Genomic DNA, 25,725 nt, shown 5'->3' with positions numbered 1-25,725 from the left:
GATCGCCCGGATCAATGCAGCTCCAGCGCGCTGGATGCAAGCGTTTTGACCGTCGCGACCCTGCGACGCTCTGCGTCGGTCCTAGAAAGAGCCCGCGAGCTCGAGAGACGCCGGCGCGATCGTGAGCCTCACCGGAGGAGATGACGCGCGCTCTCCATCGCCGCGCTCCGGGCCTGCACCAGCGACAGTGAGGTAGATCGAGATGCCGCCGGCGAGCACGGCGGCGCCCGCGAGCAGGTCGGTGGTGAGCGCGAGCGCCTCGCTCCTCGCCCGCGCTCGCTCGATGGCGCGGGCGGCGCCGGGATACCGATCGAGCTCCGCGTCGAGGTCCCCGGAAGCGCCGAGCGCGAGGACCCCGGTGGCGGCCGCGCCCACGGCGAGCGCGCCGGTCGCGAGCCAGGGGAGCACGGGCACGCTCCGCTGCTGGCGAGGCGCGCGGTCCATCCGCAGCGCGCCCGGCGGCGCCGGAGGCGGAGCCGGCGCGCCGCCCGCGCCCTCGCCGGGCCCCTGCAGGGCCCGCGCCTCGGGGAGCGCGATCTTGAGCTGAACGTGATCGCCGCCGGCCACGTCGACGACCCTCAACACGGCCGGGCGGCCCGGCGCCTCGGCGACGATGCGGCGGCGCCCGGCGCTCATCAGAAGGGGCTCAGGGAGCGGCGTCTTGCCCGCCGGCACGCCGTCCACGGAGATCTCGACGTCCGGCGCCGAGGTCGAGATCTCCACCGTCGCGACGCGGCTCCGCAGGACGGCGATGTCCCGCGCCACCTCGGCCCGCCGGCCGCCCGGGATCCGCTCGCCACCGTCGGCGAGGTACTTCTCGAAGGCGCGCAGCGCGCAGGCGTAGTCCTTGAGCTGATAACACGTACCCGCGATGTTGTAGAGCACCTGATATGCGGGCGCGAGCTCGTAGGCGCGGCGAAACTCGGTGAGCGCAGCGCCATAATCCACCTCGTTGTAGAGCTCGACGCCTCGCCGGAAGCGGGCGTCGGCCTCCTCGGTCTTGTTACCGGCAGGCTGAGCGAACGCGCCGAGCGGGGCGCTGAGCACGATCGCGGCGCAGAGGGCGAGCGCTCTCGGGGTTTTCATCGGGCGTACGGGCTCTCCAGATCGATCCCCCGCTTCGGCTTCTGCTCGGCAGACGGCGGCGCGGGCGCGCTCGACGGCGGCGCGGCGGACGCAGGCGGCGCCGTGGCGACGCCCACCGGGGCGCTCCGACCGATGGGGGCGAGTCTCCCTGGCTGCGCTTCCGGTTCGCTCTTCAACGCGAGGCTCAAGAAGAGATCGTTGCTCGCCGTGACCTTCTCTTCCTGCGCGAGGAAACCCGGCGCCTCGGCGCGGATGACGTGCGCGCGGCCATCCCTGGCGAGGCGGCCCTCGTAGGCGCCGGTCGACATCGGCGAGCCGTCGATGGAGACCTTCGCGTCGACCGGCGAGACGCGGACGACGAGGCGGATGGCCTCTTCCTGCTTCGGAGAGGGCTCCGCCGCAGGCTGCGCGGCGACCTGCGCCTTGTGGTGATCGCTCGCGGCGATCCTCCATGGCTGCGCGCGCAAGACCCCGACGCTCACGGTTCCGCCGATGGCGACGAAGGTGGCCGCGATCATGAATATCGTGCGGTTCGGGCGCGCGGGGCGCTCCTTCGCGCCGGTCATGCTGACCGAGGGCAGCATCGAGCTCCCGTCCGAGGAGGCGCTGACCGCCGCAGGCGCAGTCAAGGTCGGCGTCATCGACATCGGACCGGCGCTCAGCTTCGGCAGGTCGGGCGTCAGCGTGACCCTCGGATAGCTCCCGGTCCAGCGCACGCCGCGCAGCTGCTCCTCCACGACTTGCTTGATCCGCGCCCGGTCGTCCGCGAACTGGCCGGCCACGATCTCGCCGGCCTCCCGCGCGGACATGCCCCGGTGGCGCTCGCCGAGCCAGCGCTCGAGATCCGCCTGCAGCTCGGCCGCGGAGGCATAACGGTCCTCGAGCGCGGGCGCGAGCGCCTTCTGGCAGATCCGCTCGATCTCGGGGTCGAGCTCGACCCTGGACGCCTCTTCCGTGAGCCTCGGAACCTCTCCGATGGCGAGCCGCCCGAGGATCGCGAGGTCGTTGAAGCCCTTCCACATGCGCCTCCGGGCGATCGCCTCCCAGAGGATCACCCCCACCGAGAAGACGTCGGAGCGCCGGTCGACGCGCTCTCCGCGCGCTTGCTCCGGCGACATGTACGAGACCTTGCCCTTGAGCGTTCCGGTGCGCGTCTCCGTCAGCGAGTCAGCCGCCTTGGCGATACCGAAGTCGACCACCTTGATCACGCCATCATAGGTGACGAAGATGTTCTGCGGACTCACGTCGCGGTGGACGACGTGGATGGGTGTTCCGTCGAAATCGCGCAGGTTGTGCGCGTGATGGAGCCCGGCCAGCGCGTCGCACAGGACGCGAACCTGGAGCGGGAGCGGCACCTTGTCGTGCCCCATGCGGGAGCGAATGCTGCCGAGCGGCTGGCCGTCGAGGTACTCCATGGCGATGAAGAAGCGCGCTCCCTCGTCGCCGACCTCGTACGTCTGAACGACGTTCGGATGATTCAATCGGGCCGCGAGCCGCGCCTCGTCGAGGAACATGGCCAGGATGTCGGCGTCCTCCACGAGCTCGGGCCGCACACGCTTCAGCACGACGAGCTTGTTGAATCCCACGGGGCCCTGGGCGACCGCGAGGCAGACGTCGGCCATACCTCCCCTGCCGATCTCGGCAATCGGGCGATATTTCCGCCAACCATTGGGATCGCTGGGAGCGCTCATTCGACCTGTGCCGGATCGATCCCCCGAGGGAGGCCAGCCCGGCCCGGAGAATGCCCGCGACCTGTTACCTCGAAGCGGCCGTCATGTGACGTTCTCGCGAATGCGATGGCCTGTCAGCGACGGTTTCGCCACGTCCCTGTCGGCCGGACAGCGCGGCCCTGCTTGACAGAGACGATTCCCTTGCCATCGGGTGATTGCAATGAACCACAAGCGCAGCCCCGTCGATTCACCACCTGCCGCCGCCCTCGCGCTGGCCGTGGGCGCGCTCGCCACGAGCGCCCTCGCGTGCTCGCTCATCATCGAGCAGCGGGATGTGCAATGCACTTCCGACGCGGACTGCGCGCAGTTCGACGGCGCCATCTGCAATCGCGCGGAGAGCATCTGCGTCCCCTCGTCGAGCGGCTCAGCCGGCGGCGAGGGCGACGACCCGCCAGGCGGGTGCGCGGCGGCCGACAAGCCGACCGTCGAGATCACCGGTGATATCACGGAGGATTTCACGCTCAGATGTGACAAGAACTACATCCTCAAGGGCCAGGTGAACGTCTCGGCCGGGGCGACGCTGACCATCGAGAAGGGGACGACCGTCCTCGGCGAGACGAACCCGCAGGTCCCCGCAACGCTCGTGGTGCACCCCGGATCCAAGCTCATCGCCGTGGGCACCAGGGATGAGCCCATCGTGTTCACGAGCAGCAAGGCCCCGGAGGATCGCATGGCCGGCGATTGGGGCGGCGTCCTCCTCCTCGGCAACGCGCCGACCAACCACGTGGACGCGAACGGCGCACGCACCCCGGGCCAGATCGAGGGATTGACGAACAACGGGCGATACGGGGGCATCGACGAGAACGACTCGAGCGGCACGCTCAAATACGTGCGCATCGAGTACTCCGGGGTGAAGATCGCGCCGAACAACGAGATCAATGGGCTCACCCTCGGCGGGGTCGGCAGGGGGACGATCATCGATTTCGTCCAGGTGAGGCACGTGTCCGACGACTGCTTCGAGTTCTTCGGGGGCACGGTGAACGCAAAGCACCTCGCCTGCCAGTACAGCGGCGACGATGCCTTCGACTGGGACCAAGGTTATCGCGGAAAGCTCCAGTTCCTCGTGGCGCAGCAGGACCCGAACGTCGCGGAGGAGACGAACGGGTTCGAGGGGGACAACGACCCGCTCGCGCTCACGCCGGCGCTCGAGCCTCGGAGCGAGCCGACGATCTACAACGCGACGCTCTGCGGGAAAGGCGTGGACGTGGGCAAGGAGCAGTACGGCATCCTCCTCCGGCGGTCGACGAAGGCGAACATCGCCAACACGATCGTCACGGGCTTCGAGTCGGGCCTCGACGTGCGCGACCCGGATCCCGAGCAGAACATATCGAGCTCGATCTTCTTCAATCTGGTGAATGACTTCGCCTACGCCGAGACGAGCGACGGGACAGGCATCCTCCAGGACGACGACGGCGGCTTCGATGAGATCGCGTTCCTGAGCGAGCCCGATCGGAAGAATCGGGAGGAGGACCCGGGTATCCAGGGCTGCTTCGACCCGTCCGCGCCCGTGTTCGGTCCCGCGACGTCCCTGACCAAGGCCGCGGTCGTGCCGCCGGACGGGTTCTTCGACGCGAGCGCGGCGTTCATCGGGGCGTTCAAGGATGCGAGCGACACATGGGCCACCTCGGGGAAGTGGGCCGTGTGGAGCCCGAACTGAAGTATCTTCCCGGATTCTTCGGGGGAATTCTCAGCTAGCGCGGGCAGCGTTCCAGCCGCCGGGCGAGGTTCCCGCGCTCCACCGACTCCGCGCCTCCCCGCGCGCGCAGCGCGAGCGCGAGCGCGCGCGGGAGATCGAGGGCCGCGCCGCGCGCGCGCATCTCCAGATAGGACCGCTCGTAATCGCGAGGGACCCGCAGCGACCAGTTGTGGTCGCCCACCGTCCCGGGCGTGTTGTAGATCTCCTTCATCCCGAGCAGATCGGCGAAGAAGACCATCACGTTCGACGCCGGGCTGGCGAAGAGGTCGGCGAGCTTGGCCTGCGCCAGCGCGCGAGGGTCGGACGCGAGCGCGCGCGCCATCGCGCCCTCCTCGGCCGGCGAGGGCGCGAGGCGCGTCGCCAGGTACGCCGCCTGCCGCCCCAGCGCGGAGGCGCGCTCCCAGGTGTCGAGGAGCCTCCAGAGCGGCGGCGTGTCGTGGGTCCCCACCATGATCCAGTCGGCAGGCGCGGCGTTCTCGCTGCGATAGACGTCCTTCGGGTTGTCGAGATCGGCCTTCTGCGTGACCCGGAAGCGCCCCAGCCCGTGCCGATCAAGGACGGCCCCGAGCGGGAACGGGAGCGTGCTCAGGACCTCGCACACGACGTCGGAGATGGCGCGCCCGCGGGCCTCCGCGCAGCGCGCGATCGTGTCGAAAATGACGCTGTAGCGTCCGACCTGCTCCGGAGACAGCGAGGTGACCCAGCCGTCGGCATACCGGGGCACGGCGCGGTTCAGCTGCCCAGGAGAGACGATGGCGTACCGCGCGAGCAACGGGTGCTCCGGCAGGTCGGGCGACGAGAAGAGCCGCGCCCCGCCCTGGACGGCGCGGAGCGGATCGGGGGCGTCGGCCGCATAGACCCAGGGACAGACGAGCCCGTGCGGGTGATCGAGGCGCACCCCGTCGAACTCATCGAACATCTTGTCCATCCGCGCCCGGACGAGCGCGAGCCCGCCGGACGACGCATCCGCGTACTGCGCGGGATCCAGGACAGGGTAGCTCCACACCTGGCCCTCCGGGTTGGTGCGGCTCGGCGGCGCGCCCATGAGATACCCCCTGAGGAAGACCGATTGATAGGCCCAGGCATCCTGAGGCGAGTAGCCTATCTGCAGATCGCCGTAGAGCTTGAGCCCGAGATCGGCCGTCACCGTCCGGAGCGCCGCGTGCTGCTCGTGCGCGAGGAGCTGGCAGAACGCGTAGAAGCGGAGCTCGTCGCGGTACCGGTCGAGGAGCGCTCTCCTGCGCTCCCCGCACACGACCACCTCGCCAGGGCCAGGCGCATAGAGGCGTCGGTCCAGCTCCGGCTCGCCAGACCAGCCGTGAAACCAGCCGCTCCGGTGCTCGGCGCAGAGCGGGCCGTAGAGCCCGTCCCTCTCGAGCCACGCCGCGTTCCGCCGCGTAAAGGCGTCGAGGCGGCGCTCGAGGTCGGCGAGCTCGCCGAGCTCGCCGGGCTCGCCGCGCCTCCGCCGGCCCTCGAACGACGCGTACGCCTCGCGGAGCGCGGCGCGCTGCGCGCGGTAGGCATGGCCGTGCTGCGCGCGAGCCTCGCTGCCAGGAGGCCGCCCGGCGACGATCTCCCGGAGCGACTCGGGGCGGAGGAGCGCGCCAGAGGGGCCGTCCTCGACCAGCCGGGCGAGCGCGATCGACAGCGTGCTCCGCGAGAAGATGGTGCCGTCATACGGAGACGCGTTGTCGGCAGAGGTCTCCCCCTGCGGCCCCAGCTGGACGCCGTTGAAGCCGAGATCCCGCGCGAACCGGAGGAATCGGCGCCCCCCCTCGGTATTCGGGGACCCGCGCCCGATGTCCTCCGCGTCGTCCGAGGGAAAGCTCGGATCGTGGATCGCGAGCACGAGGTTGCGGATGCCCAGCAACCCGAGCGCGGCCTCGACGAGCCCCCTCTCGTCATCGCCCCATCGAGCCTGGACCGGCGCCGCATCGCCCCTGTCGTTCCCGACGTCCTTCATCGTGGCAAGGTATAGCGATGAACGGATCGGACCGCCAACGCGCAAGACGAAGAGACCCTCCTGCCTCGGTGATGTGATTACACCGCTGTACGGTAAACCCCGAATGCCGCTGTCAGGCCCCGAGGCGCGTGCCAGCCGCGACTGCCGAGGTCGCGCTCGTGGCCTCCACCATCGGCAGCGTGAAGAAGAACGTGCTGCCCTCGCCCACCTTGCTCTCGACCCAGATCCGCCCGCCGTGCACCTCGACGAGCGCCTTCGCGATCGAGAGGCCGAGCCCCGTGCCCTTGTGGGCCGTCTCCTTCGCCTGCCAGTAGCGCTCGAAGATCCGCGCCCGCTGGTCCTCCGGGATGCCCGGGCCGGTGTCCCGCACCGAGAGGCGCACCTCCCGGCCCCACGGCTCGGCCCGGATCGCGACCTCGCCGCCGGCCGACGTGAACTTGATCGCATTGCCGACGAGGTTGGCGATCACCTGCAGGATCCGCTCGCGGTCGCAGAGCGCCCGATCGACGCCGAGCTCGACGCTCTGCTCGAGGCGCAGCGACTTCTCCGCCGCCTCCTCCCGCAGGAGCTCGATGGCGTCGCCGAGCAGGCCAGCGACGTCGTGGGGCACCGGCTGGATCGAGATGTGGCCGCCGTCGAGCTTCGCCAGGTCGAGCAGATCGCGGATGAGGCGGTTCATGCGATCGGCCGCCTTCTGGATGCGCTCGACGGGGCGCCGCACGTCGACCGCCTCGTCCGCGCCCGGCAGCTTCCGGCGCAGGAGGCTCGTGTTCATGACGATGGTGGCGAGCGGGCTCTTGAGATCGTGCGACACCACCGCGACGAGCTCCTCCCGGGCCCGGATCGCCCGCTGCGCGCTCTCGTACAGCCGCGCGTTGTCGATCGCCAGCGCGGCCCTGCGCCCGAGATCCTCGGCGAGCGCCCGGTCCTCCACGCCGTACATCAGATCGTCGCGGCCGGACGCGATGGTGAGCACGCCGAGCATCGTGCCGCGCGTGACGAGCGGCACGGAGATGTAACGCCGGAGGCCGAGCTCCATGAGGAGCGCCTCGCTGGCCGACACCGGCGGCTCGCTGTCGTACGAGCCGCGCTCGCTCTCCGGGGCGAGGGGCGCGCCCGCGACCTCGCAGAGCGCCGCCTCGCCCGTCTCCAGCACGCGCGCGACGCCGGACGGGAGGACCGAGTCCATCGGCGTCTGGCCCTGCAGGAGGCGCGCGAGCTCGCTCTTCTGAGGATCGGCGTGGACGACGACCGCGCGCCGGAGCATCGCCTCGCGCTCGATGATGTCGACCATGCACCAGTCCGCGACGAACGGGACCGGCAGGCGCGCGACGCGCACCAGCGTCGCCTCGTAATTGAGCGAGCTCGAGAGCAGCCGGCTCGCCTCCGAGAGGAACGCCGCGCGCCGCTGCGCCGCCTCCGCCGCCGCGCGCCCCGCCTCCGCGGCGGCGAGGTTCCGCGCCCGCTCGCGCTCGTTCTCGATCATGCGGGCGTAGAGCAGGCGGTGCACCAGCGCCGTGCGGAAGGTCGCCGTGAGCCGGCGCATCATGCCCCGGTACCGGGGCGCGAACGGGGGCTCGCTCTCGAAGCAGAGGAGGAGGCTGGACGCGCCGCTGTCGCCCTGCCCCTCCAGCGAGAAGTGCCACGTCACGAGCCCGGGCCGCGCGAGCTCGGGGTACGGCAAGGAGAGGCCCGCGCCCCCGCCGGTGGGCTCGCCCGACGCGACGAGCGAGCGCGGCGGGATGGGCAGCGCGCGCGAGCTCGCCGACAGGCCGGCGGCGTCGAGGAGCCGCGGCGCCCGCGGGGCCGGCTCGACGAGCACGAGCACGGCGATGCAGCTCAGGCGCTCGGCGAGCCGCTCCAGGAAGACCCCCATCGACTGGTGCGGATCGAAGAGGTCGAGCGCCGCGACCGTGAGCTCCTGGAGGACGCTGAGGAGCGCCAGCCGTTCCTCCTGGATCTCGTGCTCTTCGCCGCTCGCCATGACAGGGCTCCAACCGCTCCCGCGCTCAGGCCCCCAGGGCGAGCACGACAGCGGTCTTGTTGTGAAACTGCGGTACTCCTCGGCCCAGCGTACCGACTTCTCCAAAGGTCAGACATCCCATCACCGGGACGCTCTCGCCGAGCTCGCTCTCGAAGGTGGTCAGCTCGTCGCGCACCGTGTCGCCGAGCATCATGCACCGCGAGATGCAGTCGAACACGAACGCGCCGGCGATGGGCCCAGCCACCGCTTCGCGCGCCGTGGTCGCGGCCTCGCGCGCGGCGCCGACGAGGCCGATGGGGTCGCCCTCCATGACGCGGATGAGGCACCCGTCCGGGACCTCGCCGACGCAGTAGAGCCCTCCCGGCGAGACGACGCGCAGCGGGTCGCGGATGACGTGCTCGCCGTCGGCCTGCGGGATGCCGAGCGGGTGGGTCATGGCGAACGTGGCGAAGCCGTCGATGTTCACCTGATCCCCCCTCGCCCGCGCGGTGCGCTGGTAAACCGAGAAGGCGCCCTCGTACTCGAGCTCGGCGAGGACCGTGCCCTCGGCGCGGGTGACCATCGTGGGCGGGCCATACGGCCGGAAGCCGTGGCGGATGCCGGTCGCCATGCGCGCCGGCGAGTCGATCGCGACCACGACCACGCTGTCCGAGTAGGCGCTGCCGCCCGCGAACTGCGCGGTGCGCACGAAGCGGAGGTTGTCGCCCGCGCCGCCGCCGGCCCAGACGACGCCCGTCCCACCGACCTCGACCGCGCCGCGCACCACGTCGGCGGCGTTGCCCGTGACCGCGTCCGGCAGCACGATGAGCGCGCGGCTCCACCCGGGAGCGACGGACGACGGAAACTTCTCGAGGGCGCGCGAGGCGGCGAGCACGCCGGCGCGCCGCCCGTCCTGGCTCACCGGCTGCGCGACCCCGACGCCGACACGCACGGTCTCCGAGGTGACAAGCCCCACCACGAGCCCCTGCCGGAGCAGCCGGCTGCCGGCGAAGACCCCCGCAGTGCAGCACCCCGCCCAGGGGACGCCCGGCAGCTGGCTCGTCACGGCCGCGGCGAGCGCGTCGGCGTCGTACTGGTCCGTCGATAAGACGAGGGCGAATGCCGGTCGCGCCACATGCTCCATGCGGGAAGACCCGCGGAGCGCCGTCGCCACGGCCTCTGAAGCAGCCTCTCTCGGATCCGCCGCGGAGCTCGCCCCGACAAATACCTGTGTCGCCATGTTCCCTCCCCCCCTCGGAATTTCGGCACTCGCGTTATACTGGAGATTCATCCGATCGTCACGGCGGGTGATTGTCACGTGATGTCATCCGTACAGGGCGCTCCCGTTCGTCGAGCGACTCACGATTTTCCCGGCACGACGCTCCTTGCCGAAGAGCCAGGCAGAGCCGTGAGGAGGCCCGCGAAGCGCTGATCTGCGAGGAGAGAGGGAGGCGCCTGAGACCGAGGAGGCAGGTCCCTCATCCTCCGATAAGACAACGCGCGCTGCAAGCTCGGCAGACACGTCGGACACACTCGAGTCGGCCGTACAGGAGCAATCGGGGTCTTGCGCAAATACTGGACAACACGGCATCACACGGCAGGATCGTGGCATTGCGAACCGCGCTCGATGGGGCCTTGATGCCCGAGGCGGAATCAAGGCGAGTCCACAGCGCGCTGCCAGGTGAGGCGTGGTCGTTCCGTCCGACGAGAGACGGTGAACCCCGGAACCTCGCCGGTAATGGGATGATTCTGAAACGAGCTCAGGGATTCGCCCGCAAGAGCGAGTACGTCAGGGGGTGCCAGAACCCGCCCTGCTCCGCCCCCGGAGCGGCCCCGACGGCGACAAGCACGAACCCCTGACCGTCCCCGATGTCCGCCGCCGGCACGTCGCTGCTCGCCAGGATCTCGCGCATCGGCACCGACGACGTCACCATCCCCTCGATGGGATCGCGGGTCTCGATCGCGACCTCGTCGAGCGCGCCGAGGTCGCTCACCGAGAACCCGGTGGACGGTGGGAACGGCGCGATCGCGCCATAGGAGAGGTCCTGCGCGAGCGTCACCCCGGTCGCGTCCTCGCGCCCGGGCGTCAGCTCCACATGGACCACCGGCGTCGCCGCGCTCGCGTGCGCGACCTGCACGCTCACCCTGTCGAAGCTCGTCCGCCGCGACATGGCGACCGCGACGAGGCCGGCGGTCGGGGTGTCGATCGTGTAGGCGTCGCCGCAGCCTTCCTTCTCGCTGGCGTGTGTGTGCCCCTCGCCGCCGAGGCATCCGGTGGCGACCAGGAGGAGGCTCTTCTCCTCGGCGAAGACGGGCGCCGGCAGCACCGGGAGCCCCGCGGCCACGATCGGGGCCGCGCTCTCCGCGGCGAGCGCGAGGATCTCGGCGCAGTCGAGCCCCTCCGTCGCGCGGAGGTCGCCGGCGATCACGTGCGCGCGCAGGCTCGTCCCCTCGGGGATCGCCGCGCCGAGCGGCTCGACCTCCTGGGCCCGGGCGAACGCGAGGCCCGCGGCGGCGCCCGGCCAGGGGTCCACGCCGGCGCCCGTCCCGTCGGGGTACGCGAGGAAGCAGAAGCGGACCGCGTCGTGATCGCTGATGCCGTTCACCACCGTGAGCTTCGTCGGCCCCGGCGGCTCGACCGCGCCGCCGCCCGCGCCCGTGGTCGTCGTCGTCGCGCCGCTCGTGGTCGCTCCCGGGCCGCCGCCGGCGCCGGAGGTGCTCGCCCCGCTCGATGGATCCCGGCCGAGGACGTCGTGGTCCTGCGTGCAGGCTGCCGCGACGGCAAGCGAGATCCCCCCGAGGCAGGCCCATCCGGACGAACGAACTCGGTGCAGCACGCTGCGAGCTTACCGTGCTAGGCGGGGTCGATGCGGGTCCATCTCACCGCGCCAGCCGCCGTCGCCGTCCGCCGCGGCCACCCATGGGTCTACCGAGACGGCATCGCGGACGGCGGCGGGCACGGGAGCAAGCGCGGCGAGGGCAAGCGCGGGGAGCGCGCGCACCGCGGCGGCGCCGCGGCGTCGGGCGACGTCGTCGAGCTGTCGGCCGAGGGGGCGCCGTTCCTCGGGCGAGGGCTCTGGGACGCGGACTCGGCGATCGCCGTCCGCGTCTTCCAGCGCACGCAGGCGCCGCCGCTCGACGAGCGGGCCATCGCCGAGCGGCTCGAGCGCGCCTTCGCCCTGCGCGACGGCTGGTTCGACGGCCGCGACACCACGGCCTACCGGCTGTGCAACGGCGAGGGGGACCGGGTGCCGTCGCTCGTCATCGATCGGTACGACCGCGCCGCGGTGATCCGCCTCGACGGCGACATGCTGGCGCCCTGGCTCGATCGCCTGCTCCCGCACCTCGCGCGCGCGCTGGGCGCCCGCGGCGTGCGCTCGATCGGCCTGCGCGCGCGCGCGTCGGCGGCGGGCGAGGACGCGGACGGGAAGAAGCTCGTGCACCTGCACGGGCCGCCGCTGCCGGATCGCCTCTTCGTGAGGGAGACGGGGGTCGCGATGGAAGTCGATCTCGCGCGCGGGCAGAAGACGGGGGCGTTCCTCGACCAGCGCGACAACCGCGCCCGCGTGCGCGCGCTCGCGGCCGGGCGCCGGCGCGTGCTGAACCTCTTCAGCTATGCGGGGGGCTTCTCGGTGGCCGCGGCGCTCGGCGGCGCGGGCCGGGTCACCTCCGTCGACTCGGCGTCGGCCGCGCACGCGTCGGCGCAGCGCACGTTCCGCGAGAACGGCGTGGATCCGGCGGCCCACGAGTTCGTGACGGCGGACGCGTTCGACTTCCTCGAGAAGGCCCGCGCGCGCGGCGACCGGTACGATCTCATCATCTGCGACCCGCCGAGCTTCGCGCCGAGCGAGCGCGCCAAGCCGCGCGCGCTCGGCGCCTACCGGCGGCTGCACGCCGCGGTCGCGCGCGTGCTGGATCGAGGTGGCGTGTTGTGCGCGGCTTCGTGCTCGAGCCACATCACGGCGGAAGACTTCCTGGCGACGCTGGACGACGCCACGCTGGAGCGGGACGACCTGCGGATCCGGGCGATCCACGGGCAGCCGGAGGACCACCCGACGCTGCCGGCGTGGTGGGAGGGGCGGTATCTGAAGTTCGTGGTGCTGGAGTGACGCGCTGACCCGCCCGCCGGTGACGCAGGCGCTGCCGGCGCAGCGGAAACGGCTGTCCCTGGAATTCGCTAATGACCACGGCGCTGCCGGCGCAGCGGAAACGGCTGTCCCTGGAATTCAATGTCGTTCACAAAGACATGACCGACAGGCGCCGCGGCCGTATCGGCTTCACCGTCCGGCGCTCCGCGGGATCGGCTGCATCGCGTCTCGACGCTTCCGAGCTCCTCCAGAGATCGGCCTTCCCGGGCCACGCTACTACACTGGCCCAGTATTGTCCATTGCTCAGCCAACACACGGCTCACGCGCGTCACCCCCGTGACGCGCGACCATAGCGAGCGATAAAGTCGATTCGAAGCAGGGAATCGATCGAGCGTACCGCCATAGCCCGCGGTATCTTTGGAGAAGAGCCGCGCCGAGCGGTCCAGGAGCTCGGACGCGGCAGACAAGGGGGATCTATCATGACGACGCTGAAGATCACCCCGGAGCAGATGCGCTCGCGCATCGCGCGGTTCGGCGAGCTCCGGGCTTACGTGAATCACACCGTTGACACCAGCATCCCACAGGAGGCGTTCGACGCCGTGAACCCTCCTCTGTATCTCCTGATGGCGCACGCGGCGGGGGACGCGCGCGAGGGGGCGGGGCCGGCCATCGTCGGCCCCAAAGGCATGAGCGTGGGCATCGTCAGCTGCAGGCCTGGCGACAAAGTCCCTCTGCACGCACACCGTCGCTCGAGGGAGGTATTTCTGTGCCTCACTGGACGCTTCGCGCTGCGCTGGAACGAGGGCGCCACGGACGAGACGACGCTCGAGCCGTTCGATATGATCGACGTGCCCGTGGGCGTCTACCGGCAGTTCGAGAACGTCGGCCAGGAGCCCGGGCTGCTCCTCGCCATCATCACGGACGAGCGCGAAGACGAGCCGGGCGACATCGTCATCGCGCCCGAGGACAGGGCGCGCTTCGCCGAGCGCTTCGGGCCCGCAATCCTGGAGAAGCTCACGGCGACGACTGGTATGCTCTTCACCGATCCTCCCACAGAGTAGCGCCTGCCCTCGCGGTCCATCCGCGGACAGCCCCCGCCGAGCCACGGAGGCGCTGGCTGCTCAGGGCCAGACGCGGTCCCCTGCCGGCGCGGCCCCGGGCGCGGCGCCGCGCCGCGCCGACCAGAGCAGGGCGCGTCACAGATGAACTTGTTCGGGCAGGAACTCGAACATGATCGAGATGAGCCTTCCGCTCGTCGCTCGAACGATTTTGATCATTCCGCTTGGCAATACTACGATAAAGGATCATTATTAATTCTGTAGACCAAGGAAAGGTGTCGCCGGGGGAGGCGAAGCCGTCGAGTTCTCGCGTGATGGTTCCGTGACAGGCGTACGCCTGATGCGCGCTCGGGAGGAGGAGCGCGCTCGGGAGGAGGAGCGCCATGTCACCGAGGACATCGCTGAGCCGACATCCGGCGCGCGAGCGAATGGAGTGCCTGACAACCTGCATGGGTGCGCCTACGCGGCGCGCGTGAGCCCATTGCAAGGGCCTCTCCGAACGCTCGGAGCGGGAGGAGGGAGGTGCTCTCTGACATCAACGGACAGGAGGGCATGCGCCATGGTTGAGCTGACTTACGCGCCACTTTCCTTCGAGCAAGAGACGAAATGGCTCCTTGCTCGAGTCCATGGTCCCGCGCCGGTCATCCATGAAGGCGGCGCGGCCTGGCTCGACGGGGATCTCGATGTACCCAGGCTGCGCCGCGCCATCGAGGAGATCGCGGCGCGCCACGAGCCGCTCAGGACCTCCTTTGTCGAGCGCGACGGAGAGCCCGCGCAGGTCGTCAGGCCCGCGGTGACGATCGACCTCGGAGAGGTGGACCTGGCCCCGGACCTACAGCCCACCTCGGGCGAGGCGGCGCTCGCGGCCGCCCGCGAGGAGGCCGCTCGCCCCTTCGATCTAGAGCGTGCCCCGCTCTGGCGGGTGACGCTCATCCGGGCGCACCAGCGCCGCCACCTGGTCGCGCTGTCCATGCACGGCCTCGTCTGCGACGGCGCCTTCAGCGTGGGGCTGTTCTTCTCGGAGCTCTGCGCCCTCTACCATTCCATGACGCCTCCGGCGCTGCCCATGCGTTATCAGGACCACGTCCGGCGGCAGCTCGACCGCGCCGCCGGCGATCGCCTCGACGCGCGGCTCGACCACTGGACACGGGAGCTCGCCGGCGCGCCGACTGCCCTGGATCTTCCGACGGACCGGCCGCGGCCCGCCGTGCATGCCTTCGACGGAGGGTCGGTCGAGCGCGCGCTCGATCGATCGCTCCTCCTGCGCCTCGAAGCGGCGGCCCGGGACGAAGGAGCGCGCCTGTTCACCGCGCTGCTCGCGGGGATGCTGGCTGTCCTGCACCGGATCACCGGCGAGGAGGATGTCTTGATCGGCACGCCCCTGCCCGGGCGCGATACGCCGGACGTCCGGGAGCTCATCGGCCTCTTCGGCGGCCCGGTGATCGTGCGGGGCAGGTTCGGCGCACAGCCCTCGTTCCGACAGCTCCTGCGCCAGGTACACCGGTCCATCGAGGAGGGCAGAGCGAACAGCGAGGTTCCCGCCAGGGCGCTGCTGGAGAAGCTCGCCGCGCCGCGCGACCCGGGCCGCACGCCGATCGTCCAGGTCCTCTTCGCGGCGACGCCCCCCAGCCCCCCGCCGTGCAATGGGCCGCTGCTGACGCTGACCCGAACGGACCTCGATCTGCCGTACGTCGCTCATGATCTCGTGGTGAGCGTCGAGGACGCCGCCGAAGGGGTCGTCGCGAGGCTCGATTACCGCCGCGATCTCTTCGAGCAGGCGACGGCGGTCAGGCTGCTCGAGCACTGGCAGGCGCTGCTCGGCGGCGCTGCCGAGGCCCCTGATCAGCGGATCTCGGATCTGCCTCTCCTGTCGGCCGACGCGCGGCGGCAGCTGCTCGTCGACTGGAGCAGCGGCGCGGCGACGGCCCCGCCGCGCGAGCTGGTCCACGAGCAGGTCGAGGAGCAGGCGCGCCGCGCCCCTTCCGCCGCCGCGGTGGCGTTCGAAGGCGAGCGGCTCACGTATGCCGACCTGGATCGGCGGAGCAACCAGATCGCCCACCTCCTCAGGAAGAGCGGCGCCGGGCCTGGCGCGCTCGTCGGCATCTGCCTGGAGCGCTCACCGGACATGATCGTGGCCGCGCTCGGCGTGCTCAAGGCAGGGAGCGCGTACGTCCCGCTCGACCCGGCCTATCCGCCGGCTCGGCTCGCGTTCATGCTGGAGGACGCGAAGGTGTCGGCGCTCCTGACCAGCGACGACCTCGTCTGCCGCGTGCCGAGCCGCGGGCTCAGCGTCGTTCGCCTCGACGCGGATCGGGCGATGCTCGATCGCGAGCCCGCGGACAAGGTGCCTCCGGCCGCTGGCCAGGCGCCGGACGACCTGGCGTACGTGATCTACACGTCGGGCTCGACGGGCCGCCCGAAAGGCGTGCTCGTGGAGCACCGCGGGCTCACCAACCTGGTGGCCTGGCACAGGCGGCGGTTCGCCCTGTCCAGCACGGATCGAACCACCCTCATCGCGAGCCCGGGCTTCGACGCCTCGGTCTGGGAGATGTGGCCCTCGCTCTGCTCCGGCGCGTGCCTGCACATCCCCTCCGATGCCCTCCGCCGCTCGCCCCTGGAGCTCCAGCAGTGGCTGCTCGAGCAGCAGATCACCGTCTCCTTCGTCCCCACCCCCATCGCCGAGGAGCTGCTGCGCCTCGACTGGCCCGCTCGCTGCTCCCTGCGCGCCCTGCTCACCGGCGGCGACAGGCTACGGCGCTGGCCTCACCGCGCCATCCCCTTCGAGGTCGTCAACAACTACGGCCCCACCGAGGCCACCGTCGTCACCACCTCCTGCTCGCTCCTCCGGGGCGCCCACGACGACCGCGGCCCCTCACGCGAGCCGCCCATCGGCCGGCCCATCGATAACGTGCGCGTCTACGTCCTCGATCCCCGACGCCAGCCCGTCCCCGTCGGCGTCCCCGGCGAGCTCTGCATCGGCGGCGACGGCCTCGCCCGCGGCTACCTCCACGACCCGGAGCTCACCCGCGACCGCTTCCTCTCCGACCCCTTCTCCTCCGACCCCGGCGCGCGCATGTACCGCACCGGCGACCTCGTCCGCTGGCGGCACGACGGCGACATCGAGTTCCTCGGCAGGCTCGACCACCAGGTCAAGATCCGCGGCTTCCGCCTGGAGCTCGGCGAGATCGAGGCCGCGCTCAGGCAGCACCCCGCCCTCGACGACGCCGTCGTCCTCGCGACGGACGACGCCCACGGCGACAAGCGCCTCGTCGCCTACGTGGTCCCGACGAGCGGCGACGGAGCCTCCGCGCGAGGAGTGGAGGGAGTGGAGGGAGTGGAGGCGTCGCCGGCAGCGCTCCGCGCTCACCTCCTGGGCAGGCTGCCCGAGTTCATGGTGCCGTCCACCTTCGTCGCGCTCGACGCGCTGCCGATGACGGCGAACGGCAAGGTCGACCGAGCGGCGCTCCCGGCCCCCGGCCCCGCGCGGACCGCGCTGGCGCACGCCTTCGTCGCGCCTCGCTCTCCCGTCGAGCGGGCGCTCGCCGGGATCTGGCAGGAGGTGCTGCGGCAGGAGCGCGTGGGGGTGCATGACAGCTTCCTCGAGCTGGGCGGCAGCTCTGTCCATGCCGTGCGGCTGCTCTCCCGCGTGCGCAGCGCGCTCGGGGTCGATATCGCGTTCCAGGAGCTCTTCCGCCGCCCGACCATCGCCGAGCTCGCGCCCCTCGTGAGGCAGGAGCCCGCGGCGCGCGGGGCCGAGCGCGCGATCTCGCCCGTCCCGCGCCTCGGGCCGCTGCCCCTGTCCTTCGGGCAAGAGCGCCTCTGGTTCCTCCAGCGGCTGGCGCCGGAGAGCCGGGCCTACAACTGCTTGTTCCCGTTCCGCCTGCGCGGGCGCGTCGATATCGGAGCGCTGGACAAGAGCCTCCGCGAGCTCGCGCAGCGGCACGAGATCCTGCGGACGACCTACGCGGAGCGCGACGGGCGGCCGGTCCAGATCATCGCCCCGCAGAGCTCGTTGCAGCTCAACGTGATGGATCTCCAGCACCTCTCCCCGGAAGAGCGGGAGGTCGCGGCGCACCAGCGCATCAACGCAGAGGCGCAGACGCTCTTCGACCTCGAGCGAGGCCCCCTGCTCCGGGCTTGCCTGCTCAAGCTCGGGCCGGAGGACCACATCCTGTGGCTCCACCTCCATCACATCGCGACCGACGGCTGGTCCATCGAGCTCGCGTTCCGCGAGCTCGCCATCCTCTACGACGGCCACCGCGGGGGCGCCCCCGCGGCGCTGCCCGAGCTCGCGATCCAGTACGCCGACTTCGCCGCGTGGCAACGCGAACAGATGAGGGACAGCGCCCGAGCAGAGCTGCTCGCCTGGTGGAAAGAGCGGCTGCTCCACGCGCCCCCCCTGCTCGAGCTGCCGAGCGATCATCCGCGGCCGGCGATCCAGAGCCTGCGCGGCGCCACCGTCTCCTTCCGGATCGACGCGCCGCTCGTGGAGCGCCTCGGGGAGCTCAGCGCCCAGCGGGGGATGACGGTGACGATGGTCCTCATGGCCGCCTTCGCCGTCCTGCTGCACCGCTACACGCAGCGCGACGACCTCTTGATCGGAATGCCGAGCGCCAACCGGGCGCGCATGGATCTCGAGGAGATCATGGGCTTCTTCGTGAACATCGTGCCCCTGCGCGTCGATCTGTCCGGCGACCCGAGCTTCGACGACCTGCTCCAGCGGGTGCGGCAGCTGTGCCTGGAGGCCTACGAGCACGACATGCTGCCCTTCGATGTGCTCGTGCAGGAGCTGAGGCCCGAGCGCAGCCCGGGCTACAACCCGGTCGTGCAGATCGCTTTCGCCCCGCAGAGCCCGGCGGAGCGCGATCTCGCGCTCGCCGGGGTCGAGGTCCGTCCCATCGAGGCCGACGCCAAGAAGACGATCTTCGACCTCTCGCTGTACTCCTGGGAGAGCCCTGACGGCGTGACGGGGATGCTCGAGTACAGCACCGATCTCTTCGATCGAGCGACGATCGAGCGGATGGCGGAGCACCTGCTGACGGTGCTCTCCACCGCGGCCTCGGGGCCGGATCAGCCGGTGTCGTCGCTGCCGCTGCTCACGCGCGTCGAGCAGCGGAGGCTCGTGATCGAGATGAACGACACGGCGGTCGACCCTCCAGGGGACCGGTGCGTCCTCGACCTGTTCGAGGAGCAGGCGGCGCGCGCGCCGCATGCCTTGGCCGCCGTGGCCGACCGCGGCTCGTTGACGTACGGCGAGCTCGATCGCCGAGCGAACCAGCTCGCCCACCGCCTGCGCGAGGCCGGCGTGGTGCCGGGGACGGCGGTCGCGATCCACGCAGAACGGTCGCTCGCTCTCCTGGTCGGCATCGTCGGGATCCTCAAGGCTTCCGGGGCGTACGTCCCCTTCGGCCCCGAGAGCTCGAGCGAGCGGCTGGAGCTCATGCTGAACGACTCCAGGGCGCCGGTGCTCATCACCGGGGCGCGCCTCGCCGACCGCATCCCCGCGTTCGGCGGCGTGGTGATCCGCCTCGACGCCGACGGGCGGGCGCTCACCGAACAGCTTGATTCGGCGCCGCCGAGGAGCACAGGCCCCTCCGACCTGGCGTACGTGATCTACACGTCAGGCTCGACGGGCCGCCCGAAAGGCGTGCTCGTGGAGCACCGCGGGCTCACCAACCTGGTGGCCTGGCACAGGCGGCGGTTCGCCCTGTCCAGCACGGATCGAACCACCCTCATCGCGAGCCCGGGCTTCGACGCCTCGGTCTGGGAGATGTGGCCCTCGCTCTGCTCCGGCGCGTGCCTGTACATCCCCTCCGATGCCCTCCGCCGCTCGCCCCTGGAGCTCCAGCAGTGGCTGCTGGAACAGCACATCTCGGTCTCCTTCGTCCCCACCCCCATCGCCGAGGAGCTGCTGCGCCTCGACTGGCCCGCTCGCTGCTCCCTGCGCGCCCTGCTCACCGGCGGCGACAGGCTACGGCGCTGGCCTCACCGCGCCATCCCCTTCGAGGTCGTCAACAACTACGGCCCCACCGAGGCCACCGTCGTCACCACCTCCTGCTCGCTCCTCCGGGGCGCCCCCGCCGACCGCGACGCCTCACGAAAGCCGCCCATCGGCCGGCCCATCGACAACGTGCGCGTCTACCTCCTCGACCCGCGCCGACAGCCCGTCCCCGTCGGCGTCCCCGGCGAGCTCTACATCGGCGGCGACGGCCTCGCCCGCGGCTACCTCCACGATCCGCAGCTCACAGAAGAGCGCTTCCTCCCCGACCCCTTCTCCGACGCGCCCGGCGCCCGCATGTACCGCACCGGCGACCTCGTCCGCTGGCTGCCCGACGGCGACATCGAGTTCCTCGGCAGGCTCGACCACCAGGTCAAGGTCCGCGGCTTCCGCCTGGAGCTCGGCGAGATCGAGGCCACGCTCAGGCAGCACCCCGCCCTCGACGACGCCGTCGTCCTCGCGACGGACGACGCCCACGGCGACAAGCGCCTCGTCGCCTACGTGGTGCCGAGCAGCGGCGGGCAGCCCGCGGCGCACGACGCGAGCCTCCAGGCGGGCCACGTCACGGAGTGGCGCGCGCTGTACGACGATACTTACGCGAAGGACATCGCCCTCACCGATCCGGACCTCGACACGACGGGCTGGAACAGCAGCTACACCGGCGCGCCCATCGAGGCGGCGGAGATGCGCGCGTGGCGCGATTTCACGGTCGAGCGGATCCTGTCCTTCCAGCCGAAGCGGGTCTGGGAGATCGGCTGCGGGACAGGCCTCCTTCTCCTGAAGACGGCGCCCCGCTGCGAAGCCTACCTGGCGACCGACTTCTCCGAGCAGGCCATCTCCCTGCTCCGCCCCAGGCTCGCCGCCAGGGGGTACACGCACGTGACGCTGGCGCGCCGCGAGGCCAACGACTTCAGCCACGTCGAGCCCGGGAGCTTCGACGCGATCGTCCTCAACTCGATCGTGCAGTACTTCCCCGGCGCCGACTACCTGCGATCGGTGATCGAAGGCGCCGTCCGCTCGGTCGCTCCCGGCGGGCTCGTGTTCATCGGCGACGTGCGGAGCCTCCCCCTGCTCGAGGCGTTCCACGCGTCGGTGCAGCTCCACCGGGCGTCGCCGGATACAGCGGCCGAGGAGCTGCGTGGCCGGGTGCGGCGGGCGATCTCGACCGAGGAGGAGCTCGTCGTCGCGCCCGACTACTTCCGCGCCCTGCGCGGCCAGATCCCGGGCGTGAGCCACGTGGAGATCTGGCTCAAGCGCGGCCACGGCGCCGAGGAGATGACCCGCTACCGGTACGACGTCGTGCTGTTCGTGGGCGCGGCGGCGGAGCCGGCCGCGATCGCTCGATCGATCGGCGGGTCGGCGGCGGCGGACCTCCACGAGATCGAGCGGTCGCTGCGGGAGGACCGCCCCGAGGCGCTGGAGGTGCTGGGCATCCCGAACGCGCGCGTGCACGCGGACGTCGCCCTGGCAGCGGCGCTCTCGACGGCGAGCGGGACCAAGGAGGACCTCTGCGCCGCGGGCCCCGCGCGCGCCGGCGTCGCGATCGAGCCGGAGGCGCTCTGGGAGCTCGGCGGCAGGCTGGGCTACGCGGTCCGCGTCACCTGGTCGCGGACCGGAGGCCCGGAGCGCATGGACGTCCTCTTCGAGCGCGACGGGGATCCGCGGAGGCCGCGCGCCCTCCTCGGCGCGAGCGCCGCCGAGGGACAGGCGCGCTCGCCGCTGGTCAACGACCCGCTCCGCGCGAAGCAGGCGCGCGCGCTCCTCCCGGCCCTGCGGGAGTTCCTCGCGGCGAAGCTCCCCGAGTACATGGTCCCGGCGATCTTCGTGAAGCTCGACGCGCTGCCGCTCAACGCGAGCGGGAAGGTCGATCGGCGCGCGCTCCCCGCGCCCGAGCGCCCGACGCCGAGCGCCGAGCCCAAGATCGCCGCGCCGGCCTCGGACATCGAGGCCGTCCTGAGCGAGATCTGGCGCAAGGTGCTCGACCTCGACCGCGTGGGGCTCGATGATCGGTTCTTCGAGATCGGCGGCCACTCGCTCCTGCTCGTGCAGGTCCAGGCCGCGCTCCAGGCGCGCCTCGGCCGGAACGTGCCGATCGTGGAGCTGTTCCAGCACCCGACGATCCGCAGCCTGGCCGCTCACCTCGGGGCGGCCTCGCGGGCCGCGGAGGCAGACGAGACCGCTGCGCCGGCGCCGCCGACGCGCCCCTCGAGCCGCCGGGCCCCCGCGCCGGAGCGCAAGGCGGCGCCCGCGAACGCCGTCGCGATCGTCGGGATGTCCGGGCGCTACCCCAAGGCGCGCGACGTCGACACGCTCTGGTTCAACCTGCGCAACGGCGTCGAGGGCATCCGCTTCTTCACGCCCGAGGAGCTGGAGGCCTCGGGCGTCGATCTGGAGCTGATCCGCGCGCCGAACCTCGTGCCGGCGTGCGGCGTGCTGGACGACGCGATGTGCTTCGACGCGCGGTTCTTCGGCTACAGCCCGAACGAGGCGATGCTCATGGACCCGCAGCACCGGATCTTCCTCGAGTGCGCCTGGGAGGCGATGGAGAGGGCGGGCTACGACCCGCTCTCGTGCGAGCAGTCGGTCGGCGTCTTCGCCGGGAGCGACGCCCCGCTGTACTGGCTGGAGCGCGTCGGCATGCCCAAGGCGCCGCTGAGCGCCGAGTACTACCGGATCTTCACCGGGAACGTCACCGACGGCCTGACGACGCGGGTGGCGTACAAGCTGGGCCTCCGCGGGCCCGCCGTGACGGTGCTGACCGCGTGCTCGACGTCGCTCGTCGCGGTGCACCTGGCCTGCCAGAGCCTCGCCACGAAGGAGTGCGACATGGTCCTCGCAGGCGGCGTCGTGGTCCTCCCGCCGACGCGCCTCGGTCACGTCCACGAGGAGGGCTCGCTCGCGTCGCCGGACGGGCACTGCCGGCCGTTCGACGCCGACGCGCAGGGGACCGTGGCCGGCAGCGGCGTGTCGGTGGTCGTGCTCAAGCGGCTGGAGGACGCGCTCCGCGACGGCGACCACATCCACGCCGTCATCCTCGGATCCGCGATCACCAACGACGGCTCGCGCAAGGTCGGCTACGCCGCGCCGGGCACGGACGGACAGGCGCAGGCGATCCTCAAGGCGCACGCCGCCGCAGGGGTGGAGCCGGAGAGCATCACCTTCGTCGAGGGCCACGGGACGGGCACGAGGCTCGGCGATCCGATCGAGGTCGCCGCCCTGTCGCGCGCCTTCAGAAATGGCACTGACAAAGTCGGGTTCTGCGCGCTGGGCTCGGTGAAGAGCAACCTGGGGCACCTGGGGGCGGCCGCCGGGGCCACCGGGCTCATCAAGGCCGCGCTCTCGCTCGAGCACGAGCTGATCCCGCCCACGCTCCACTTCCGGCGCCCGAACCCCGAGCTCCACCTGGAGAGCAGCCCGTTCTTCGTCAACGCCGCGCCGCTCGCCTGGAAGCGCGAAACGCGCCCGCGCCGCGCCGGGGTGAGCGCCTTCGGGATGGGGGGCACGAACGCCCACGTGGTCCTGGAGGAGGCGCCCGCGATGGAGCCGTCCGGCCCGTCGCGGGCTTGCCAGCTGCTGGTCCTGTCCGCGCAGACGAGCGAAGCGCTCGAGGGCATCACGGATCGGCTGGCCGGGCACCTGCGGCACGCGGCGCGCGTCTCCCTCCCCGACGTCGCCTTCACGCTCCAGCAGGGGCGGGCGCGGTTCGCGCATCGCCGCGCCGTCGTCTGCCGCGACCCGGTCTCGGCGGCCGCCCGCCTGCGAGCGCGCGATCCCGCCCACGCCTTCAGCGACGTCGCCGAGGGCCGCGCGCCGAAGGTGGTGTTCCTCTTCCCCGGCGGAGGCTCCCAGCGGGTGGACATGGGGCGAGAGCTGTACGGGAGCGAGCGCGTCTTCCGGGAGAGCCTCGATCAGTGCGCCACGCTGTTCCAGCGCGCGCTCTCCGTGGATATCCGGGCGCTGCTCTTCCCGGGCCCCGAGGAGCGGGAGCGCGCGGCCGAGCAGCTGCGCGCCCCCTGCGCGAACATGGCGGCCATCTTCTCGACCGAGGTCGCGACGGCGCGGCTCCTCCTGTCGTGGGGCATCCGCCCGGCGGCGGTCAGCGGACACAGCCTGGGCGAGTACACCGCCGCCTGCGTCGCGGGTGTGCTGTCGCTCGAGGCCGCGGTGACGCTCATCGCGGCGCGCGGGCGCCTGTACGAGCAGCTGCCCAGGGACGTGGCGACGCTCGTCGTGCATCTCTCCGAGGACGCGCTGCTCGATCGGCTCGGCGACGGCCTCTCCCTGGCCGCCGTCAACGGCCCGGAGGTGTGCGTCGTCTCCGGGACGCTGCCGGCGATCGAGCGCCTCGAGCAGGAGTGCGCGCGCGAGGGCCACGAGACCCGGCGCTTGCCGATCGCCACGGCGGCGCACTCCTCGCTCGTCGGCCCGCTCGCGGACCGCTTGACCCAGCTGGCGGCCTCCCTGGAGCGACGGGCGCCGCGCATCCCGATGCTCTCGAACCTCACCGGCGCGTGGATGACGGACGCCGATGCCCAGGATCCGTCCTACTGGGCTCGGCACCTCCGGGGGACCGTCCGCTTCGGGCGAGGGCTCGCAGCGCTGCTCCTCGACCCGGATCACGTCTTCGTCGAGGTCGGGCCCGGGCGGACGCTGGCCACGCTGGCGAGCCAGCACCCCGACGCCGGCGCGGGGCGGCTCATTCTCACCACGATGGCGAGCTCGGGCTCCGATCGGACGGACTTGGAGGCGCTGCTCGCCGCCGTCGGCCAGCTCTGGTGCGCCGGCGCCGACGTCGACTGGGCGGCGTTCTCCCGGGACGAGCGGCGCCGGCGCGTCCCGCTGCCGACGTACCCGTTCAAGCGCACGCCGTACGTGCTCGGCGCCTCGCGCCCGGCGCCTGCGATGATGGCGGCGCCCTCGTCGGCGCTCGACAGCAGCGACGCGGCGTCGCTCCCGGCGCCTGCGACGGACCGGGGCGACGCGAGCTCCGAGCAGAGGGCCGGGGCGCCTGCGGATCATGTGGCGCGCGCGCTCGCGGACATCTTCAGGGAGGTGCTCGGCGTGGCCAAGGTGCGGCCGCACGACAACTTCTTCGACCTCGGCGGGCACTCCTTGAGCGCGATCGAGGTGCGGGCCCTGATCAAGGAGCGGCTGAAGGTCGAGCTATCGGTGCACGCGCTGCTGGAGCTACGCACCGTCGCGGCGCTCGCCGAGCACATCCACGAGAGCCAGCCTTCCAGCGCCTCCGCGCCGCCCACCTACAGGAGCGCCAGCGTCGCGTCGGGGCGCGGGCGCGGCCGGCTCATCGTCCCGCTCCACGTCGGGTCGCACCGCAGGGCGCCGCTGTTCCTTGTGCAGCCCATCGGCGGCACGATCTTCATCTACCGCGAGCTGGCGCGGCAGATGGGCGCCGAGCTGTCCATCTACGGGATCCGGGCGTCGGGGATGGAGCCCGACGAGCCCGTCTTCTCCGAGATCCCCGCCATGGCGGCGCGGTACGTTCAAGAGCTGCGCGCCGTCCAACCGGAGGGCCCGTACCTCCTGGGCGGCCACTCGGCCGGCGGCGTGATCGCCTACGAGATGGCGCAGCAGCTCCTGGCGGAAGGGAAGAAGGTGCAGCTCCTCCTGCTGGACACCGGATCCCTGGCGTCCGCGCGGGGCGCGTCGATCGAGAGCGCCGACGACGTGCTCCGGCAGATGATCGGGCTCAAGGACGCGGCCCCCAAGGCGTACCAGGGCTTCGTCGCCGCGCTCCAGGAGGACGCGCCGTTCCGCGCCATCGTGCTGAGCACCTGGCGCGCCATGACGCTCTACGAGCCGCGCCCGACGGAAGCCAGCGTCCTGTTCGTGCGCGCGCGCGATCAGCTCGGCGCGAGCGAGCCCGACGACGTCGACTACTGGAGGGGCCTCACCCGCGGGCGGTTCGTCATGCACCAGGTCCCGGGCAACCATTTCACCATGATGGAGCCGCCTCAGGTCACGTCCGTGGCCCGCGTCGTCCGGGCGCACATCACGGCGCGGAGCCGCGTGCGGGCCAGGATCCCCGAGAGCACCGCGCGTTCGGGGTTGAGCCGATGGAGCTCCCGGAGAAACGGCCCGGACAGCAGCCCCGACAGCGGACAGGCGAGGACCTGAGCCGGTCG

10 protein-coding genes are annotated in these 25,725 nt (G+C 71.7%); 4 read left to right on the top strand and 6 right to left on the bottom strand.

Features of this window, described 5'->3' with window-relative positions:
* Positions 1-81: 81 nt before the first annotated feature.
* Positions 82-1,086, bottom strand: coding sequence for a PEGA domain-containing protein (locus WMF12_RS01810; RefSeq protein ID WP_437861231.1), 1,005 nt, complete (start codon positions 1,084-1,086; stop codon positions 82-84).
* Positions 1,083-2,777, bottom strand: a complete 1,695-nt coding sequence (locus WMF12_RS01805; RefSeq protein WP_437861221.1) for a serine/threonine protein kinase — start codon at positions 2,775-2,777, stop codon at positions 1,083-1,085. Before WMF12_RS01805 ends, WMF12_RS01810 begins: the two co-directional genes overlap by 4 nt.
* Before the next feature lie 199 nt (positions 2,778-2,976).
* On the opposite strand from WMF12_RS01805, the gene WMF12_RS01800 reads away from it, so the two are divergent.
* Positions 2,977-4,473 (top strand): hypothetical protein, encoded by a 1,497-nt coding sequence (locus WMF12_RS01800; protein WP_437861213.1) that lies wholly within the window; start codon positions 2,977-2,979, stop codon positions 4,471-4,473.
* Positions 4,474-4,507: 34 nt separating this feature from the next.
* Here WMF12_RS01800 and WMF12_RS01795 read toward each other — a convergent pair whose 3' ends face one another.
* The 4 genes from WMF12_RS01795 to WMF12_RS01780 form a co-directional block, all read right to left on the bottom strand.
* Entirely contained in the window at positions 4,508-6,475 is a 1,968-nt protein-coding gene (locus tag WMF12_RS01795; protein WP_437861206.1) for a 4-alpha-glucanotransferase, read from the bottom strand.
* Between the two features lie 112 nt (positions 6,476-6,587).
* Positions 6,588-8,459: a GAF domain-containing sensor histidine kinase gene (locus WMF12_RS01790; RefSeq protein WP_437861175.1), complete on the bottom strand. Its 1,872-nt coding sequence runs from the start codon at positions 8,457-8,459 to the stop codon at positions 6,588-6,590.
* A gap of 25 nt (positions 8,460-8,484) precedes the next feature.
* On the bottom strand, positions 8,485-9,582 hold the full coding sequence (locus WMF12_RS01785; RefSeq protein ID WP_437861145.1) for an FIST signal transduction protein: 1,098 nt from the start codon (positions 9,580-9,582) through the stop codon (positions 8,485-8,487).
* A 616-nt stretch (positions 9,583-10,198) separates the two neighbouring features.
* Complete coding sequence (locus tag WMF12_RS01780) at positions 10,199-11,275, bottom strand: hypothetical protein (protein ID WP_437861134.1); 1,077 nt, start codon at positions 11,273-11,275, stop codon at positions 10,199-10,201.
* Between the two features lie 30 nt (positions 11,276-11,305).
* On the opposite strand from WMF12_RS01780, the gene WMF12_RS01775 reads away from it, so the two are divergent.
* The 3 genes from WMF12_RS01775 to WMF12_RS01765 all read left to right on the top strand — a co-directional run bounded on the left by WMF12_RS01775 (position 11,306) and on the right by WMF12_RS01765 (position 25,717).
* Complete coding sequence (locus WMF12_RS01775; protein WP_437861125.1) at positions 11,306-12,547, top strand: class I SAM-dependent rRNA methyltransferase; 1,242 nt, start codon at positions 11,306-11,308, stop codon at positions 12,545-12,547.
* A gap of 458 nt (positions 12,548-13,005) precedes the next feature.
* A complete protein-coding gene (locus tag WMF12_RS01770; protein ID WP_437743865.1) occupies positions 13,006-13,587 on the top strand; it encodes a cupin domain-containing protein in 582 nt (193 codons plus the stop codon).
* A gap of 556 nt (positions 13,588-14,143) precedes the next feature.
* On the top strand, positions 14,144-25,717 hold the full coding sequence (locus tag WMF12_RS01765; RefSeq protein WP_437861101.1) for an amino acid adenylation domain-containing protein: 11,574 nt from the start codon (positions 14,144-14,146) through the stop codon (positions 25,715-25,717).
* Positions 25,718-25,725: the final 8 nt, after the last annotated feature.

The sequence above is a fragment of the Sorangium sp. So ce363 genome (assembly GCF_051520435.1).
In the GTDB taxonomy this organism is placed as follows: Bacteria; Myxococcota_A; Polyangia; order Polyangiales; family Polyangiaceae; genus Sorangium; species Sorangium cellulosum_B.
Note: the sequence above shows the minus strand (reverse complement) of the source record. Positions and strands in the feature narration are given on the sequence as shown.

Bases quoted from the DNA above. Each gene is read 5' to 3' on its own strand.
- WMF12_RS01795 (WP_437861206.1), bottom strand. From the start codon at position 6,475: ATGAAGGACGTCGGGAACGACAGGGGCGATGCGGCGCCGGTCCAGGCT.
- WMF12_RS01765 (WP_437861101.1), top strand. From the start codon at position 14,144: ATGGTTGAGCTGACTTACGCGCCACTTTCCTTCGAGCAAGAGACGAAA.
- WMF12_RS01810 (WP_437861231.1), bottom strand. From the start codon at position 1,086: ATGAAAACCCCGAGAGCGCTCGCCCTCTGCGCCGCGATCGTGCTCAGC.
- WMF12_RS01800 (WP_437861213.1), top strand. From the start codon at position 2,977: ATGAACCACAAGCGCAGCCCCGTCGATTCACCACCTGCCGCCGCCCTC.
- WMF12_RS01790 (WP_437861175.1), bottom strand. From the start codon at position 8,459: ATGGCGAGCGGCGAAGAGCACGAGATCCAGGAGGAACGGCTGGCGCTC.
- WMF12_RS01775 (WP_437861125.1), top strand. From the start codon at position 11,306: ATGCGGGTCCATCTCACCGCGCCAGCCGCCGTCGCCGTCCGCCGCGGC.
- WMF12_RS01770 (WP_437743865.1), top strand. From the start codon at position 13,006: ATGACGACGCTGAAGATCACCCCGGAGCAGATGCGCTCGCGCATCGCG.
- WMF12_RS01785 (WP_437861145.1), bottom strand. From the start codon at position 9,582: ATGGAGCATGTGGCGCGACCGGCATTCGCCCTCGTCTTATCGACGGAC.
- WMF12_RS01805 (WP_437861221.1), bottom strand. From the start codon at position 2,777: ATGAGCGCTCCCAGCGATCCCAATGGTTGGCGGAAATATCGCCCGATT.